We start from the raw sequence: 14,497 nt of genomic DNA, 5'->3' as shown, positions 1-14,497 counted from the left end.
GGCATTAACTTTCGACGAAGATTGGGACGGGAGACGGCCGACTAGGCAGCCCGGTGAGTCAAAGAGCGAGTTCGGCAGCCGGCGCGAGCGTCGCGCCGGAGGCTTCGATCTCGCTTCGGACGATATGCGCAAGTTCAAGGGAACCCGGCGTGTCGCTGTGGACGAGGATTGACCGGGCGGGCATGGCAATGGTGTCGCCCTCGATAGTCTCGACGGTTCCGTCGAGAAGAAAGCGGCGCACCCTTGCCCGCACCGAAGCCTCGTCCTTGATCACGGCGCCCGGTAGGCCGCGGACAACAAGCCTGCCTTCGGCATCATAGGCCCGGTCGGCCAGGAAAAGCGCCAGCGTCTTCAGCCGCGCCCGTTTGGCCGCCTGCTCTATTTCGCTGTCCGGCGTCACGAACACGACAAGACCCGGCTCCACCGTCGCAATGGCATCCATCATCAGATCGGCGAGCACCGGGTCGCGGTTGACCATATTGCCCATGGCGGCGTGAAAGCTGATATGCCCGACGGTGACACGCTCGCTCGCGGCGATCGCCATCAGCGCACCGAGCTGGTAGAGCATCTGCTGGCGCAACTCATCCGCCTGGAAGGGCATTTCGCGCCGTCCAAAGCCGAGCCGGTCGGGCAAGCCCGGATGTGCGCCGATGCCAACCCCGTTCGCCTTGGCAAGCCGCACCATGCGCGCCATCGTATCCGGATCGCCACCGTGGAAACCGCAGGCGATGTTGGCCGACGACACGACCTTCATCATCGCTTCGTCGTCGCATAGCCGGTAAGGGCCGAAACCTTCGCCCATGTCGGAATTCAGATCGATTTTCATCGGCAACTCCCTTTGACCGATCGTATTTCAGGCCATCACCTTCAAGGCGCGCTTGACCATCGCTGATGTGATCCGGACATCTTCGACGTAGCGGGCGACCGCCTGCTCCACTGCGCGCGCCTCCGCATGCGTGGACCGCACGAACCGCAAGCGGCTGCCTATGCGAGCCTGGCCAAGCCGCCACAGGTCGCATTCGATCACGCCGGCGATCTTCGGATAGCCACCCGCCGTGTTCGCATCGCTCGTCTGGACTATGGGCTCCCCACCGGGCGGGACCTGGATGACGCCGGGCACGATCCCATGGGAACGCATCTCAACCGACGCCGTCGGCTTGATGGGCTCGCCCGACAGACGATAGCCCGTGCGGTCGCTGCGGGAAGAGATCTTCCAGGTCTGGCTCCAAAAGGCGTCGCCGTCATTGGGAAACAGGGCATGCTCGCCACCGGGCAAGGCACGGACCGGCAGCGCGCCGTCGGCAAAACCCGGAAAGACGTCCCGGAGCGCCACGGCGGGCTCGATGACAGCCAGGCCGCTGGCCGGCACCGGGGCAGAGTCGGCGCAGTTACCGAGCGCGATCCGATCACCCTTTACCAGTGGCCGCCCGGCATTGCCGCCGAAGCTGCCGCGCAAGGACGTGCTGCGCGACCCCATGACCGATGGGACATCCAGGCCCCCGCCGATGGAAACATAGGCGCGCGCAAGTGTCGGAGGATGCTTCAGCTCGAGCACCTGTCCGGTCTCGGCGGTATAGGCGCACCAGGGAAGCAATTCCAACCCGTCCAGTATCGGATCGCCATCGGCGCCCGTGACCGCGAAGACCGTCCGCCGGTCGAAACGCAGGCTGAACGGAAATGTCTGCACCTCTATCCCGGCCGCACCCTCCTCATTCCCGACAAGGATATTGCCGATCCTCATGGCAAGCGGATCCATCGCGCCGCTGGCCGAAACGCCGATATCGCGATACCCCGGCCGCCCCAGATCCTGGACCGTATTGAACGGGCCGGTTTCCACAATTTCGATCATAGCTCGATCCTAGCCGGCACGAACCGCACCGTATCGCCCGGCGCCATCATCGCCGGTGCGCGCGACGTCGGGTCGAACATCTGCAGCTCGGCGAAACCGATGGAATTCCAGCCGTTCGGGCCGGTAAGCATCGCAACGCCAGTCTGCATGCCGCCGATGGTCACGCAGCCCTTCGCCATCTTCAGTGACGGCACGGTCTTTCGCGGCATGTAGATGCGCGGATCGAGGCCGTGCAGGTAACCGAAGCCTGGAGCGCTGCCCAGGGCAAAAACACGGTAGGTCGCTTCATGATGAATACGGACGATCTCACGGTCGCTGAGCCGGGCAAGATCGCAAAGCGCGGGCAGGTCCACCGCATGCTCCCCGCCGTAGTGAACAGGGATTTCGATCGTCTTTCCGTCCAGATCGATGCTGCGGGCATTGTCCCATGCCTCCAGCAGCCGCGCCACGACGGCATCCGGATCCTGCGGCGCCTCCTGGAATATCGTCAAAAGGTTGGTCATTCCCGGAACGATTTCCGCGATATCCGGCCAGCCTCGGACCGCTTGGGAAAGCGCCCAAATCCGGCGCTGTGCGGCGAGATCGAATTCTCCCGGCGCCTCCAGCAGGAAGGACCTCGCGCCGATCGACGAAACCCGAGCCCGGCCGTGAGCGGCGGGCAAGATTTCGCGCAGCGGTGCATGGCTGTTCATTGTCGCAATCATGATTGAGGCTCGATCTCGAACAGGGGATCGCCGAAGCCGACCAGCGCATCGGGTTCGGCCAGCTGCTTGGTCAGAATACCCGCGCGGCCGGCACAAAGTGGAAGCAGGACGGGGCCGACGCGAAGGAAGCCGAGGAGGTCTGTGGCGAGAACCGATCGCGGCAGACGATCGGCGGCTGCCGACCGCGATGGGCTGCCCGGGTAAAAGTGGCCGGCCATCGGCGCCTTGACGACCACCAGCGGCTGAGCCGTCTGGGCCGGCCGAGAGGTTACTGACACATCGATCCCGGCTTCATTCCCCGTGGCAATGACGATGCGCAACTGTCCGCTGGGCCAGGAGATTTCCAGGCCACTTACCCCGGCTGCCGTCAGCGCCTCGGTGAGGAACGCGATGGTCGCGGGATCGCTGAAATCGATCGCGCTCATGGCGCTCTCCGTTGTTTCAGCCATTGCTCGAGATAATGGATATCCGTCTCGCCGCGCGCAAACGCGCTGTCCTCGAAGAGCGCACGCAGGAAGGGAATATTCGTGGAAATGCCGTCCACCCGCGTTCCGGCAAGCGCCTCGCGCATCCTTGCCATCGCCTCCGCCCGCGTCGGCGCATGAACGATCAGCTTGGCGATAAGCGAGTCGTAATAGGGTGGCACCTTGTACCCCGCATGGATATGGGTGTCGACCCGGATGCCCATCCCTTCGGGAAAGGCGAGACTGGTGATGACGCCGGCTGACGGCAGAAATGTATCGGGATCCTCGGCATTGATGCGGCATTCGAAAGCGTGCCCCTCGCATTTAACGTCAGCCTGGGCCAGTTCGAGCGGATCGCCCTGAGCCACTTTGATCTGCGCCTGCACGATGTCGATTCCGCTTGTCATTTCGGTGACCGGATGTTCGACCTGAAGCCGGGTATTCATCTCGATGAAATAGAAAGCGCCATCCTCGTAGAGGAATTCGAAGGTTCCGACGCCCCGGTAGCCGATCTGGCGGCAGGCCTCGACACAGGCTCTCCCGACGGGCCGGATCACATCCGGCGATATCTCGGGTGCCGGCGCCTCTTCCACGACCTTTTGATGGCGGCGCTGCATCGAGCAATCCCGGTGCCCGAGCCAGACTGCATTGCCATGGGTGTCGCAAAGGACCTGGATCTCGATATGACGCGGATGCTGGAGGAATTTTTCCATGTAGAGCGACGGCGAGCCGAAAGCCTGCCGCGCCTCCTCCCGGGTGAGCGCGACCGCCTCTTGCAGCAGACCGGCCTCCGGCACGACACGCATGCCCCGCCCGCCGCCGCCGCCGGCAGCCTTGATGATGACGGGATAACCGATCTCCCGGGCCAGGCGCTCGACGGCGGCCGGATCGTCGGAAAGCGCCGTATCCGGCCCCGGGACACAAGGAACTCCGGCTGCGATCATTGCCCTCTTTGCCGAGATCTTGTCGCCCATCGCCTCGATTGACGGCGCGCTCGGACCGATGAACGCCAGTCCAGCCTTTTCGACCGCATCCGCGAATGCGGCATTTTCCGAGAGAAACCCATAACCGGGATGGATGGCGCCGGCGCCCGTCAAGCGCGCCGCCAGAAGAAGAGCATCCTTGTTGAGGTAGCTTTTTGCCGCGCTCGAAGGGCCGATGCACAGTGCGCTATCGGCGGTCTTGCCATAGGGCGCCTGCCGATCCGCTTCGGAGTAGACGACGACGGTCTTGAGACCCAGTTCCCGGCAGGCCTTCTGGATCCTGGTCGCGATCTCCCCGCGATTGGCAATGAGAACCGTATCGAAGCGCGGGCGACTGTCGAATGTCTCAGACATCACGCGATCTCCGCAAGCAGATCACCCGCCTCGACTTCGCCGCCGTCGATTTCGGTCAGGTTGACAATGCGCCCGGACCGCGGCGCAGCGATCTTGTTGAAGACCTTCATCGCTTCAATAATGAAGAGAGTCTGCCCCTCTGCCACCTCATCTCCCGGTTTGACGAACGGCCCCTCGCCCGGTGCCGAACTGCGATGCAGCACACCGGAAACCGGCGCTTTTACGGAAATGACCGACGCGTGGCCGACAGCCGGCAGTTCATCAGGCCCCATCGGCACACCCGTAACCGGCTGTTGCCCGCGCGCCAAATCAGCGGAGGGCTCCCTCGCCATTGGCTGCGACCGGAAGATCCGAACCGTCAGGTCCTTCTCGGTCACGGTGAGTTCGGTGATGCTCGATCGACCGACAAAGTCGATCAGGGTCTTGATCTTCGAGAGGTCCATATTCGCGCTCGGTATTTCGAATGCCGCCGCGCGATTTCGGAGATCAAGTCGCGTGATACGGTAACGTTGCGTAACACGATCGCGCCGCCGATGGGGTCAGACGAACTTTTGATGGACCGGCTCAGTTCCGGAAGCCGTGCGGGACGATCGGGCAGCCCCATCGAGTTTCGGCCGTTGCTCATGGCGCGTCAGCCGTTGCAGATCAGCGAAAACGGGCGGCAGACAACGCCGATAGATCGACGGCACATTCGCGCCCGGCGATCAGGCCTGCAACAAGCGCGCCGCTAATCGGTCCGGCTGCAAGGCCGACATGACCGTGGCCAAACGCATGAACGATATCTTCGGAAGACCGCGAAAAACCGATCACCGGAAGGCCGTCCGCAGTCGAGGGACGATGCCCCATCCAACGTTCGATACTCCTGTCCTCGGATATATCCGACAGTGCCGGATAGGTTCCTTTCGCGTGTTTCAACAGGATGTCGGCGCGGATCCAGTTCGGTCTTTCCTCGACGCTTGCCAGCTCGACCTGTCCGGCAATGCGAAGTCCGGCAAGCGTCGGATTGTTGCCCATCCTGCCGTCGCTCGGCATGATCGGCATCTCCCCCTTTGCCAGATGATAGGGAACGACCACGTGGTAACCGCGCTCGCTCTGCATCGGGATTGTGTCACCGGCGAGCGCCGCTAGCTTTTTCGAATGTATTCCGGCGGCGATGACCGCCTTATCGCACGCCACGATGCCCGCCTCTGTCCGGACACCGGAAAGCCGGCTGCCGCTAAGATTGAAACCGGTCGCCCTTGCATGGATACGCTGAGCGCCGAAATCCACCGCATGATCGACCATTGCTGCGACATAGCCTCCCGGATCCACGCAATGACCGCCATCCTCGACGAAGGCAGCAAAGGAGTAGCGGGGTGAAAGATTGGGCTCGAGTTCGTGCAGTTCGGCTGAGGATAGCTCTCGATAGGAAACGCCGTTGTCGCGCCGCAGGCGCCACGCAAAAGCCTCGGCCTCGAAAGCCACGCGATCCTGGTACACGTAGAGCAGACCCTTGCGGCGGATTAGGTCCGGCCGTCCGATTTTTTCCGCCAGCGCCGCATGCCGGGTTGGGGCATCATGCAGGAGGCTCGCCAGAATTCTCGCGGTCCGTTCGACCTTGGATCCGGTCGAACCGGCCAGCATGAACCGCAGCAACCAGGGTGCGAGGCGTACTAGGTGCCGCCAGCGGATGGTCAGCGGCCCGGAAGGATCGGCAAGATAGCCGGGCACCTTCCTCCAGAGGCCGGGCATCGACATCGGGATGATCGAGGCAGGGCTCAGCCAGCCGCTGTTGCCATAACTCGCCGCGTGGCGACCGCCGGGCTGTTCCGGTTCGACAATGGTGACCTCGTGCCCGTCGTTCAACAGCTCGAGTGCCGTCGATGCACCGACGATACCGGCTCCGATGACCACTACATGCATGATGTTTCACTCTGCGTGACGGGAATAAGCCGGTTCATTCCTGAAATGCCTCTTCGCGGACGGCCTTGATCTTCGGCAGGGCGACCACGGCGATGGCGAGCACAGCAAGGACAATCAGACCTGCCGAAATCGGACGATCGACAAAAACGCTGGGATTACCACGTGCGAGGAACATCGCTCTACGGAAATTTTCCTCCATCATCGGCCCGAGAATGAGGCCCATCACCAGCGGTGCCGGGTCGCAATCGAGCTTGGCGAAGACGTAGCCGGCGACGCCGAACGCGCCGAGCAGCCAAATATCGAAGACCGAGTTGCCGAGCGAGAACGCGCCGATCGAGCAGAACACCACGATAGCCGGAAAGAGATAGTGGAAAGGCATCGTCAGCAAGCGCGTCCAGACGCCGATCAGCGGCAGGTTCAAGACCAGCAGCATGACATTGCCAACCCACATCGATACGATGACGCCCCAGAACACGTCCGGATGTTCGGAAATCAGCGTCGGGCCCGGTGCGATACCCTGCATGATCAGGGCGCCGAACATCAGGGCCATGACGGCGTTTGCCGGTAAGCCGAGCGTGAGCAGCGGGACGAATGAGGTCTGTGCACCGGCATTGTTGGCGCTCTCGGGCGCGGCCACGCCTTCGATCGCACCACCGCCGAAACCTTCGGGCGGGTTGGCAACACGTTTCTCGATGGCATAGGCAGCAAAAGCGGCGAGAAGCGCGCCGCCGCCCGGCAGAAGTCCCAGCACGGAGCCGATCCCCGTGCCGCGAAGAATCGGCGCGACCATCCGGCGCCAGTCTTCCCGCGACGGGATCATCGAGAAGAATGGTGCGTTGATGGCGGTGCGGCTTTCCGGGGTTTCCAGATCCTTGATCAACTCGCCGATGCCGAATAATCCCATCGCCACCACGACGAAATTGATACCGCTCGACATTTCTTCAAAACCGAGCGTGAAACGCGGCACGGCAGTTTGCACGTCCTGGCCGACAAGGCCGACCAGAATGCCGATGAAGACCATGGCAAGTGCCTTCGGCAGCGATCCGCGCGAAAGCACGACCGAGGCGACAAGCCCGAGGATCATCAGGGAAAAGTATTCCGCCGGGCCAAACAGCAATCCAATTTCGGCAAGCGAAGGCGCAAACAATGCCAGCAACAGCGTGGCGACGGTGCCGGCAAAAAAGGAGCCGATCGCCGCTGTCGACAGTGCCACGCCCGCACGTCCGTTGCGGGCCATCTTGTAGCCGTCGATCGCCGTTACCACGGACGATGCTTCGCCGGGCAAATTGAGAAGGATGGCCGTCGTCGAACCCCCATATTGCGCACCGTAATAGATGCCGGCCATCATGATCAGCGATGTCACCGGTTCAAGTCCGATGGTGAAAGGCAGGAGGATGGCCATGGTCGCGGCAGGCCCGAGGCCTGGCAGGACGCCGACAAGGGTTCCGAGCAGTGTGCCGATCAGGCACCAGAACAGGTTCGTCGGCAGGATTGCCTGGTCAAACCCGAGCAGCAGGGCGTTCAGCGTGTCCATGTGATCTTCCTAAAACCCGAACCAGGGGCCGATGATGGAAATCGGCATGCCGAGCCCCTTGATGAAGGCGAGGCTGCAGGCCGCACCGAGTCCGAGCCCGTACAACGCTGATTTCGCCGGCTGCAAAGGACGTGAAGCAAACGAGGAGATGAAGCAGCAACAGAAGATCGCCGGCAGCAACCCGCCGCCGCGAACGACCAGTCCAAACACCACGATCGCTGCAATGATGAACGTGACCTTCGATGAATAAAGGCTCGGTTGCTTTTTGCCGGCCTCATGTTTCTCGGCCGTAAAGGCGACGATAAGGCCCATGGCGATCAGGCCCGAGGCGACCAGGCCCGGAAATGCACCGGGACCGATTTTGCGCCAGGTACCATAGGAGAGATCGAGGCTGCCCAACAAGAAAGCGGCGCCGATCAATACGAACAGGAGCCCTGCAATCAGTTGCGGATTGACACGTGAGGTCATGGGCATTGCTTTCCGTTGGACGCTTTCGATCGCGGGTCGGGAGCCAGATCGGGCGGGCGATAGGCCCGTACCTCCGGCGGCGTGCCGATGAAGCGGGAAATCTCGACAAGGCATGAGTTCGGGCTTGGTCCCTGTGCGAGACGGGAAGTCCCATGATCCGGCGTCAGTACATTCGGATTGCCGTTCAGTTCCAGCGAACCTGGCTTCGAGGGGTCCGCCGGATCGAACCAGGCGCCCGTCGCCAACTGCACGACACCGGGCATGACGGCGTCAGTAATGGCAACGACCGCCAGGCACGCACCGCGGGCGTTGGAAATGGTCACCACCTCGCCTTGCGCCAGCCCGCGAGCCGCGGCGTCATCGGGATGAATGCGCATCGGCTGACGGCCGCCTTTTTTGGTCCGGCGCGACGGTGCCGCATGGTCCCACTGGCTGTGTAGCTTGTCATGCGGCTGGCAGGACAGGAGATGCAATGGATAGATGGTCGCCAGTTTACCCCCCAACCATTCCGCCGGTTCCACCCACGCCGGATGGCCAGGGCAATCGGCATAGTCGAAGCCGGCAATGAGCTCCGAGGAGAGCTCGATCAGACCGGACGGCGTGCGCAGCGGATGGGCAGCCGGGTCCGCGCGAAACGCGGAAAGGAACGGCCGGTCAGCGCTTTGGCTTTCCACTTCGATCAGCCCCGCATTCCGGAACGTGGGAAAATCCGGTAGGGAAATGTCGCGTAACGCAGCGTTCGCCTGCGCGTCGGCATAAAGCTTCTCCAGCCATTCTGGTTCGCTCAATCCGCCCGTGAATGCCGCTTCAGTCCCCAGCTTTTTGGCAATGCGGCGCAGGATCTCGTGATCCGAGAATACCTCAGCAGGTGGTGCTGCCGTATGTGTCGAGTATCCGAGAAAACTCTCGCGGCCGCTGGCAACCAGATCGTCGCGTTCCAGGAATGTCGCGGCCGGCAACACGATGTCGGCATGCCGGGCGTTGGCATTCCACCAGTGCTCGTGAACGATGATCGTTTCCGGCTTCTGCCAAGCTTCGACCAGGCGATGAAGATCCTGATGATGGTGAAAAGGATTGCCACCAGCCCAATAGATCAGCCGTATGTCCGGATAGATCCGTTTCCGGCCGTTGTAGTCGTATTCCGCTCCCGGCGAAAGCAGCATGTCTGCAATCCGCGCAACCGGAATGTAGTCGGCTATGGCATTCTGCCCTTGCGGCAGCGACGGCCATTTCACGGCCGGCGCCGGCTGGCCGATGCCCGATATGGATGCATAACCGAAACCAAATCCTCCGCCGGGCAGACCAACGCGACCGAGCAGCGATGCCACCGCGATTGCCGCCCAATAGGCCTGTTCGCCATGGTCGGCGCGTTGCAGCGCCCATGCCATCATGATGAAGGTTTTTTTCGAGGCCATGGTCCGGGCAAGGGTGAGGATATCCTGCGCTTCAAGGCCGGTAATGCCGGCTGCCCAGGCGACATCCTTGACGACGCCGTCCACCTTACCGAACAGATAATCCCGCAATGTTTCAAAGCCGACGGTATAACGTTCGACGAAAGCCGCGTCGTGACGATCCTCCTGGATCAGCACGTGGGCGATGGCCAGCAGCAGGGCGGCGTCGGTCCCGGGTCTCAGAGCCATCCATTGGGCATCGAGTTCGCTTGCGGCATCATCCCGGACGGGTCCGATGTTGACGAAATGGGCGCCTGCGTGTTTGCAGTCGAGCAGATACTGGCGGGTTTCATGGCGGGAAACGCCGCCGGCATTGACCTGAGCATTGCGAAGCGGCGTGCCACCGAACATCACGATCAGGTCCGCATGGCCTACGATCTGGCTCCATGGGCTGTGGCCGGAGATCAGCCCATCGGTGGAACCGATGACGTGCGGCAAGATAACCTCGCCGGCGGCATAACTATAGGTCTGGACGGAACGAACGGAACCGCCATTCATGTTGAAAAAGCGCTTCAGCTGGCTTTGCGCATGATGAAATCGCCCGGCGCTCGACCAGCCGTAGGAGCCGGAAAAAATCGCGCCGTTGCCATGCTCGTCCCTGACGCGGCGAATTTCGCCGGCGACCAGTTCGATTGCCTCCTCCCAGGAAACCTCGACAAATGCCTCGGCTCCCCGCCGGCCGGCACGATTACCCGGTCCCTGTTCAAGGAAGGATCGCCTGACTGCTGGCCTCAGGATTCGGCACGGCGCAAGCCTGTCGGCTGGAAGCTCGCCACCGAATTGAACAGGATCGGGGTCGCCCACCATCGGACGAATGCCGCCATGCAAGCCATCATGAGTGTAGAACCCCCAATGGGTTCCGACATGGCGCCGGTCTGCCGAAGGCTCCGAATGTTGCGTCGTTTTCGGAGCCTTCGTCATCTTCATTCCACCTTGATGCCGGCCGTCTTGACGATCTCACGGTACCGCTTTGTCTCGTCAACCACGAAGGTCCTCAGATCGGCGCTGTTCTTGTACATTGGCTCGAAGCCGAAGACCGTCAGCTTGTCCTTGAATTCAGTGGAGGTGACAACATCCTTCAGGACCTTGCCGAGATATTCCGCCGCCTTTGAGTCAAGGTTTTTCGGTGCCCAGACGCCGTACCAGGAGAGCATTTCCAGTGCAGGCATGCCGCTCTCGGCAACGGTCGGGACATCCGGCGCCAGAGGCGAGCGGGTCAGGCTGGTCACCGCAAGCGGCTTCAGCCGGCCTGCCTTGACATGCGGCAGGGACGACAGGATCGGGTCGGCGATCAGCTGCACCTGGCCGCCAATCATGTCGGTAAGTGCCGGACCGGCTCCCTTGTAGGTGACCACTTCAGTATCGACGCCGGCTTCACCCTTCAGGACTTCCACAGCCAGATGACCGGCCGAGCCATAACCGGAGGTGGCGAAGTTGTAGGAATCCGGATCCGCCTTCACCTCGGCGAAGAATTCCTTCAGCGTGTTCGCCTTGTCCGACGGATTGGTGGTGATCAGCAGCGGGCCAGCCGCGATGCCGCTGATATGGGTGAAATCATTGACGACGTCGAAAGGCACGTTCTTGTTGATCAGCGGCGTGACCACATGGATCGACGCATTCAGCAGCAGGGTGTAGCCATCGGGAGCAGCCTTGACCACATCGGACGAACCGACCACCCCGCCGGCACCACCCGCACGGTTATCGACTACGAAGGTCTTGCCGGTCTTGACCGAAAGCGTGGTGGCAAGAACGCGTGCAACGCCATCCACTGCACCGCCCGGCGGATAAGGCACGACAATGGACACAGGCCGACTGGGATAGTCGTCCGCCTTGGTAAGGCCGGCCACCGGCAGCGTCATCGAAAGAAAAAGCAATGCTGTTCCGAAGCGGTTCATAGATGGATTCCTTCTGGCTCCAAGAGGATGTATGCAGTCGAAAGTCATTTTATGCATCGCGGATTCTTCGCGGCGAGTAGCAATCCGCTCCGGCCGTCAGAACGTTCCGGGATATTGCCCGCCATCGATCAGCAGGTTCTGAGCGGTGACGAAGCCGGCATTCGCCGAGCAGAGGAAGGCAATGTAGGCGCCAACTTCTTCGGGGCGTCCGTAGCGGCCAGCCGGATTCTGTGCCGCACGGGCGGCCCAGATTTCGTCGAAAGAGCGACCGCTTTCCTGAGCAAGTACCTCGACATGCTGGCGCTGGCCATCCGACGCGACAATGCCCGGGAGCATATTGTTAATCGTCACATTGTGGGCGATCGTCTGCCGGGCCAGGCCCGCGACGAAACCGACGAGGCCGGAGCGTGCCGCATTCGACATGCCAAGCTCGGCCTGGGCGATCTTGACGCTCCGAGACACGATGTTGACGATACGCCCGAACTCGCGCTCCATCATTCCGTCGACAGTCAGGCGTATCATGTCGATCGGTGTCAGCATCATTCGATCGATGCCCCGCAACCAGTCCTCACGAGACCAGTTGCGGAAATCACCGGGCAGTTCGCCATCGGCGTTGTTGACCAGGATGTCCGGTTTTGGGCAGGCAGACAGAACGACTTCACGACCGGCAAGCGTGGTAATATCGCCGACGACGGTGGTAACGCGGGCGCCGGTAGCCGCTCGGATTTCTGCGGCTGTCGCCTGCAGTGTTTCGGGCGTGCGGGCGATGATGGTCAGATCCACATTCTCCCGCGCGAGAGCCATTGCGGCGGCCTTACCCATGCCCCGGCTTGCGCCGGTAACGATAGCATTCCGACCGGAGATCCCGAGATCCATCGGCCGAACCTCAGGCGGCCAAGGCCGAAGCGGGCTTCAGCTTCCAGCCGTATTTCTTGTCGAGGCCGAGATCCTGGACGATACGGATACCCTTGGCGAGCGCTTCGCCTTCAAGGCCGGTCAATGGCCGCCGCAGTTCGCCAGCCGGCAGTCCGACAGCCTTCATCAGCGATTTCACGGCCACCGGATTGATGGCCGAGTAATTGTAATGCAGCAGCGGCAAAAGGTTCAAATAGGTGTCGCGGAACCCTTCGGCTTCGACATAACTCGTCCACGGACGTGACATCACCGCCACTTCGGCCGGGGCAATATTACCGCCCATATTGGCGGTGCCATGGCCACCAAGGCTCATTGTCGGAACGACGAGGCCGAGATTGGGGCTGTCGCAGCACATGACCGAAACATCCGGACGCGCGGCGAGAACCTGGGCAACCTGGCCGACGCGCGCAGTGGATTCCTTGTGAATGACGTAGTTGGGATGCTTGAAGATGCGCAGCAGGTGATCCCAGTGCAGGTCGCTCTTGACGCGCGGCGGGTTGTTGTAAAGCCCGAGAGGCAGGTCGGTCGCGTCGGCGACCTCCAGGAAATAACCTTCGATGTCGGCTTCCGGGGCGCAGATATACGCTGGAGCAGCGAGAATGGCCCCGTCTGCGCCGTTATCCCTGGCGAACTTCACATTTTCAATCGTAACGTCCGTGTTGTTGCCAGTGCAGCCAAAGAAGATCGGCATCTTGGCCGTTTTCATCTTCGACGTCTCGACGATGATTTTCTTCTTCTCGTCAGCCGACAGCATGGATACCTCGCCGGTCGAGCCCATGATCAAGACGGCAGAAGTGCCGTTCGCCTCGTGGAAGGAAAGCAACTCGCGGAATGCCCCCATATCGACGGAGCCCGACTTGTCGAACGGTGTGATCAAGGCAACGAAGGATCCGGTGATCTTGGGGACAGCAGCGGTCATTGCACGGCTCCGTGAATGTTAAACGATGTTTGAAACATAATTTGAGGCGAAGCAGAGTCAATGACTTTAATCGGTCAAACCGCCCAAGAATCAAGCAGCGGCCGGTGACTTTGAAAAAACCAGCATGCGATCGAAGGGATAATTGGAAAGGCAGTCTAAGCTTGGAGTATATGCCCTAACGTTTTTCTCAAAAGGCAATAAAAAAGATTATTATCCAGCGTAGTTCCGATTTTAAATAGAAACTGAAGTATATCTCATCGTGAGCAGATTCCAGCTGTAAGTCGAAATCCGGTATCATCACCCGGTGGCAGGTGCCTGGAATCCAGTGCAGATAAACCGCGAGAGCTGACGGATGATCTCTTCGTCGTCATCGGTATCGCAAAGCCCGCCGGACAGCTGCTTGAGGCGGTACGATGCCGGGTCTGAATCGATCAGGACCTGCATGATGGCGCCGATCGAGAAATTGTAACGCCAGAAAATATCGCGGCGCTGCATATCCGGTAGTGCTCGACTGAAGGCATCGATAAAACGGAACACGGCAGGATCGACGCGACGTATGAAAAAACGGTTGGTCGATTCACGCGGCCGCGAACGGACCTGCAGGATCAGCCGCGTCAAAGGACGGGCGCCCGAGGCATCGCGGCTGAACTGGACCATCGGCCGGACAAGAGCCCCGACGACGTCCTCCAAAATCGGGAACCCCGGCCGGGCCGAAGCCTCGCATTTTTCCAGAGCCTCTATCCGGGCATGGGTATAGGGCTCCATCATCAGGTTAAGCACCTCGCTGATGAGCTCCTCCTTGGAGCCGAAATAATAATTGACGGCAGCAACATTCACATCGGCCCGCCTCGTGATGTCGCGAACGGTCGCCAGATCAAACCCCTGCTCGATAAATACTTCGCGCGCGGCCGCAACAATGCGCTCCCGCGGCTCATCCGCGCGATCGACTTTGGACGTTCCGCTATCTGCCTTTTTTGCCATGCATCCCAAATTCTTTTGCTTCGTGGCTATCGTCGTCGTTTTGTAGCGGACCAACGGGGGCCATCAAGTGCAATCTTG

At 61.2% G+C, this 14,497-nt stretch carries 14 protein-coding genes; all 14 read right to left on the bottom strand.

What is annotated here, in order from left to right:
- Positions 1–58 precede the first annotated feature (58 nt).
- Entirely contained in the window at positions 59–826 is a 768-nt protein-coding gene (locus tag ACSQ3G_RS25815; protein WP_436112263.1) for a 5-oxoprolinase subunit PxpA, read from the bottom strand.
- Between the two features lie 27 nt (positions 827–853).
- The gene (locus ACSQ3G_RS25810; RefSeq protein WP_436112262.1) at positions 854–1,849 is read right to left on the bottom strand and encodes a 5-oxoprolinase subunit C family protein; all 996 of its coding nucleotides are present in this window, start codon (positions 1,847–1,849) and stop codon (positions 854–856) included.
- Positions 1,846–2,553 carry a 5-oxoprolinase subunit PxpB gene (pxpB, locus tag ACSQ3G_RS25805; protein ID WP_436112261.1) on the bottom strand — a complete coding sequence of 236 codons (708 nt, stop codon included), beginning with the start codon at positions 2,551–2,553 and terminating at the stop codon, positions 1,846–1,848. Before pxpB ends, ACSQ3G_RS25810 begins: the two co-directional genes overlap by 4 nt.
- Entirely contained in the window at positions 2,550–2,978 is a 429-nt protein-coding gene (locus ACSQ3G_RS25800) for an acetyl-CoA carboxylase (protein WP_436112260.1), read from the bottom strand. Before ACSQ3G_RS25800 ends, pxpB begins: the two co-directional genes overlap by 4 nt.
- Positions 2,975–4,354, bottom strand: a complete 1,380-nt coding sequence (accC, locus tag ACSQ3G_RS25795) for an acetyl-CoA carboxylase biotin carboxylase subunit (protein ID WP_436112259.1) — start codon at positions 4,352–4,354, stop codon at positions 2,975–2,977. Before accC ends, ACSQ3G_RS25800 begins: the two co-directional genes overlap by 4 nt.
- The gene (locus tag ACSQ3G_RS25790; RefSeq protein WP_436112258.1) at positions 4,354–4,797 is read right to left on the bottom strand and encodes an acetyl-CoA carboxylase biotin carboxyl carrier protein; all 444 of its coding nucleotides are present in this window, start codon (positions 4,795–4,797) and stop codon (positions 4,354–4,356) included. The genes accC and ACSQ3G_RS25790 overlap by 1 nt, the downstream gene beginning before the upstream one ends.
- A 202-nt stretch (positions 4,798–4,999) precedes the next feature.
- Positions 5,000–6,256, bottom strand: coding sequence for an NAD(P)/FAD-dependent oxidoreductase (locus tag ACSQ3G_RS25785; protein ID WP_436112257.1), 1,257 nt, complete (start codon positions 6,254–6,256; stop codon positions 5,000–5,002).
- A gap of 34 nt (positions 6,257–6,290) precedes the next feature.
- The gene (locus tag ACSQ3G_RS25780; protein ID WP_436112256.1) at positions 6,291–7,790 is read right to left on the bottom strand and encodes a tripartite tricarboxylate transporter permease; all 1,500 of its coding nucleotides are present in this window, start codon (positions 7,788–7,790) and stop codon (positions 6,291–6,293) included.
- 9 nt (positions 7,791–7,799) lie between these two features.
- On the bottom strand, positions 7,800–8,258 hold the full coding sequence (locus ACSQ3G_RS25775; protein ID WP_436112255.1) for a tripartite tricarboxylate transporter TctB family protein: 459 nt from the start codon (positions 8,256–8,258) through the stop codon (positions 7,800–7,802).
- Positions 8,255–10,630: a molybdopterin-dependent oxidoreductase gene (locus ACSQ3G_RS25770; RefSeq protein WP_436112254.1), complete on the bottom strand. Its 2,376-nt coding sequence runs from the start codon at positions 10,628–10,630 to the stop codon at positions 8,255–8,257. Before ACSQ3G_RS25770 ends, ACSQ3G_RS25775 begins: the two co-directional genes overlap by 4 nt.
- A 2-nt stretch (positions 10,631–10,632) precedes the next feature.
- A complete protein-coding gene (locus tag ACSQ3G_RS25765; RefSeq protein WP_436112253.1) occupies positions 10,633–11,604 on the bottom strand; it encodes a Bug family tripartite tricarboxylate transporter substrate binding protein in 972 nt (323 codons plus the stop codon).
- A gap of 96 nt (positions 11,605–11,700) precedes the next feature.
- Positions 11,701–12,480, bottom strand: coding sequence for an SDR family NAD(P)-dependent oxidoreductase (locus ACSQ3G_RS25760; protein WP_436112252.1), 780 nt, complete (start codon positions 12,478–12,480; stop codon positions 11,701–11,703).
- A 10-nt stretch (positions 12,481–12,490) separates the two neighbouring features.
- Positions 12,491–13,438: a 4-hydroxy-tetrahydrodipicolinate synthase family protein gene (locus ACSQ3G_RS25755; protein ID WP_436112251.1), complete on the bottom strand. Its 948-nt coding sequence runs from the start codon at positions 13,436–13,438 to the stop codon at positions 12,491–12,493.
- Between the two features lie 297 nt (positions 13,439–13,735).
- On the bottom strand, positions 13,736–14,473 hold the full coding sequence (locus ACSQ3G_RS25750) for a TetR/AcrR family transcriptional regulator (RefSeq protein WP_436112250.1): 738 nt from the start codon (positions 14,471–14,473) through the stop codon (positions 13,736–13,738).
- Between the last annotated feature and the right edge of the window lie 24 nt (positions 14,474–14,497).

It is taken from the genome of Neorhizobium tomejilense (assembly GCF_964254135.1).
Lineage (GTDB): Bacteria > Pseudomonadota > Alphaproteobacteria > Rhizobiales > Rhizobiaceae > Neorhizobium > Neorhizobium tomejilense.
The sequence above is the reverse complement of the archived record's forward strand: the minus strand, read 5'-3'. Positions and strand labels throughout refer to the sequence as shown.

What these genes read in the sequence shown, in the direction of transcription:
- ACSQ3G_RS25800 (WP_436112260.1), bottom strand. Translation starts at nt 2,978, where the DNA reads ATGAGCGCGATCGATTTCAGCGATCCCGCGACCATCGCGTTCCTCACC.
- pxpB (WP_436112261.1), bottom strand. Translation starts at nt 2,553, where the DNA reads ATGATTGCGACAATGAACAGCCATGCACCGCTGCGCGAAATCTTGCCC.
- ACSQ3G_RS25775 (WP_436112255.1), bottom strand. Translation starts at nt 8,258, where the DNA reads ATGACCTCACGTGTCAATCCGCAACTGATTGCAGGGCTCCTGTTCGTA.
- ACSQ3G_RS25790 (WP_436112258.1), bottom strand. Translation starts at nt 4,797, where the DNA reads ATGGACCTCTCGAAGATCAAGACCCTGATCGACTTTGTCGGTCGATCG.
- ACSQ3G_RS25785 (WP_436112257.1), bottom strand. Translation starts at nt 6,256, where the DNA reads ATGCATGTAGTGGTCATCGGAGCCGGTATCGTCGGTGCATCGACGGCA.
- ACSQ3G_RS25780 (WP_436112256.1), bottom strand. Translation starts at nt 7,790, where the DNA reads ATGGACACGCTGAACGCCCTGCTGCTCGGGTTTGACCAGGCAATCCTG.
- accC (WP_436112259.1), bottom strand. Translation starts at nt 4,354, where the DNA reads ATGTCTGAGACATTCGACAGTCGCCCGCGCTTCGATACGGTTCTCATT.
- ACSQ3G_RS25755 (WP_436112251.1), bottom strand. Translation starts at nt 13,438, where the DNA reads ATGACCGCTGCTGTCCCCAAGATCACCGGATCCTTCGTTGCCTTGATC.
- ACSQ3G_RS25815 (WP_436112263.1), bottom strand. Translation starts at nt 826, where the DNA reads ATGAAAATCGATCTGAATTCCGACATGGGCGAAGGTTTCGGCCCTTAC.
- ACSQ3G_RS25760 (WP_436112252.1), bottom strand. Translation starts at nt 12,480, where the DNA reads ATGGATCTCGGGATCTCCGGTCGGAATGCTATCGTTACCGGCGCAAGC.
- ACSQ3G_RS25765 (WP_436112253.1), bottom strand. Translation starts at nt 11,604, where the DNA reads ATGAACCGCTTCGGAACAGCATTGCTTTTTCTTTCGATGACGCTGCCG.
- ACSQ3G_RS25810 (WP_436112262.1), bottom strand. Translation starts at nt 1,849, where the DNA reads ATGATCGAAATTGTGGAAACCGGCCCGTTCAATACGGTCCAGGATCTG.
- ACSQ3G_RS25770 (WP_436112254.1), bottom strand. Translation starts at nt 10,630, where the DNA reads ATGACGAAGGCTCCGAAAACGACGCAACATTCGGAGCCTTCGGCAGAC.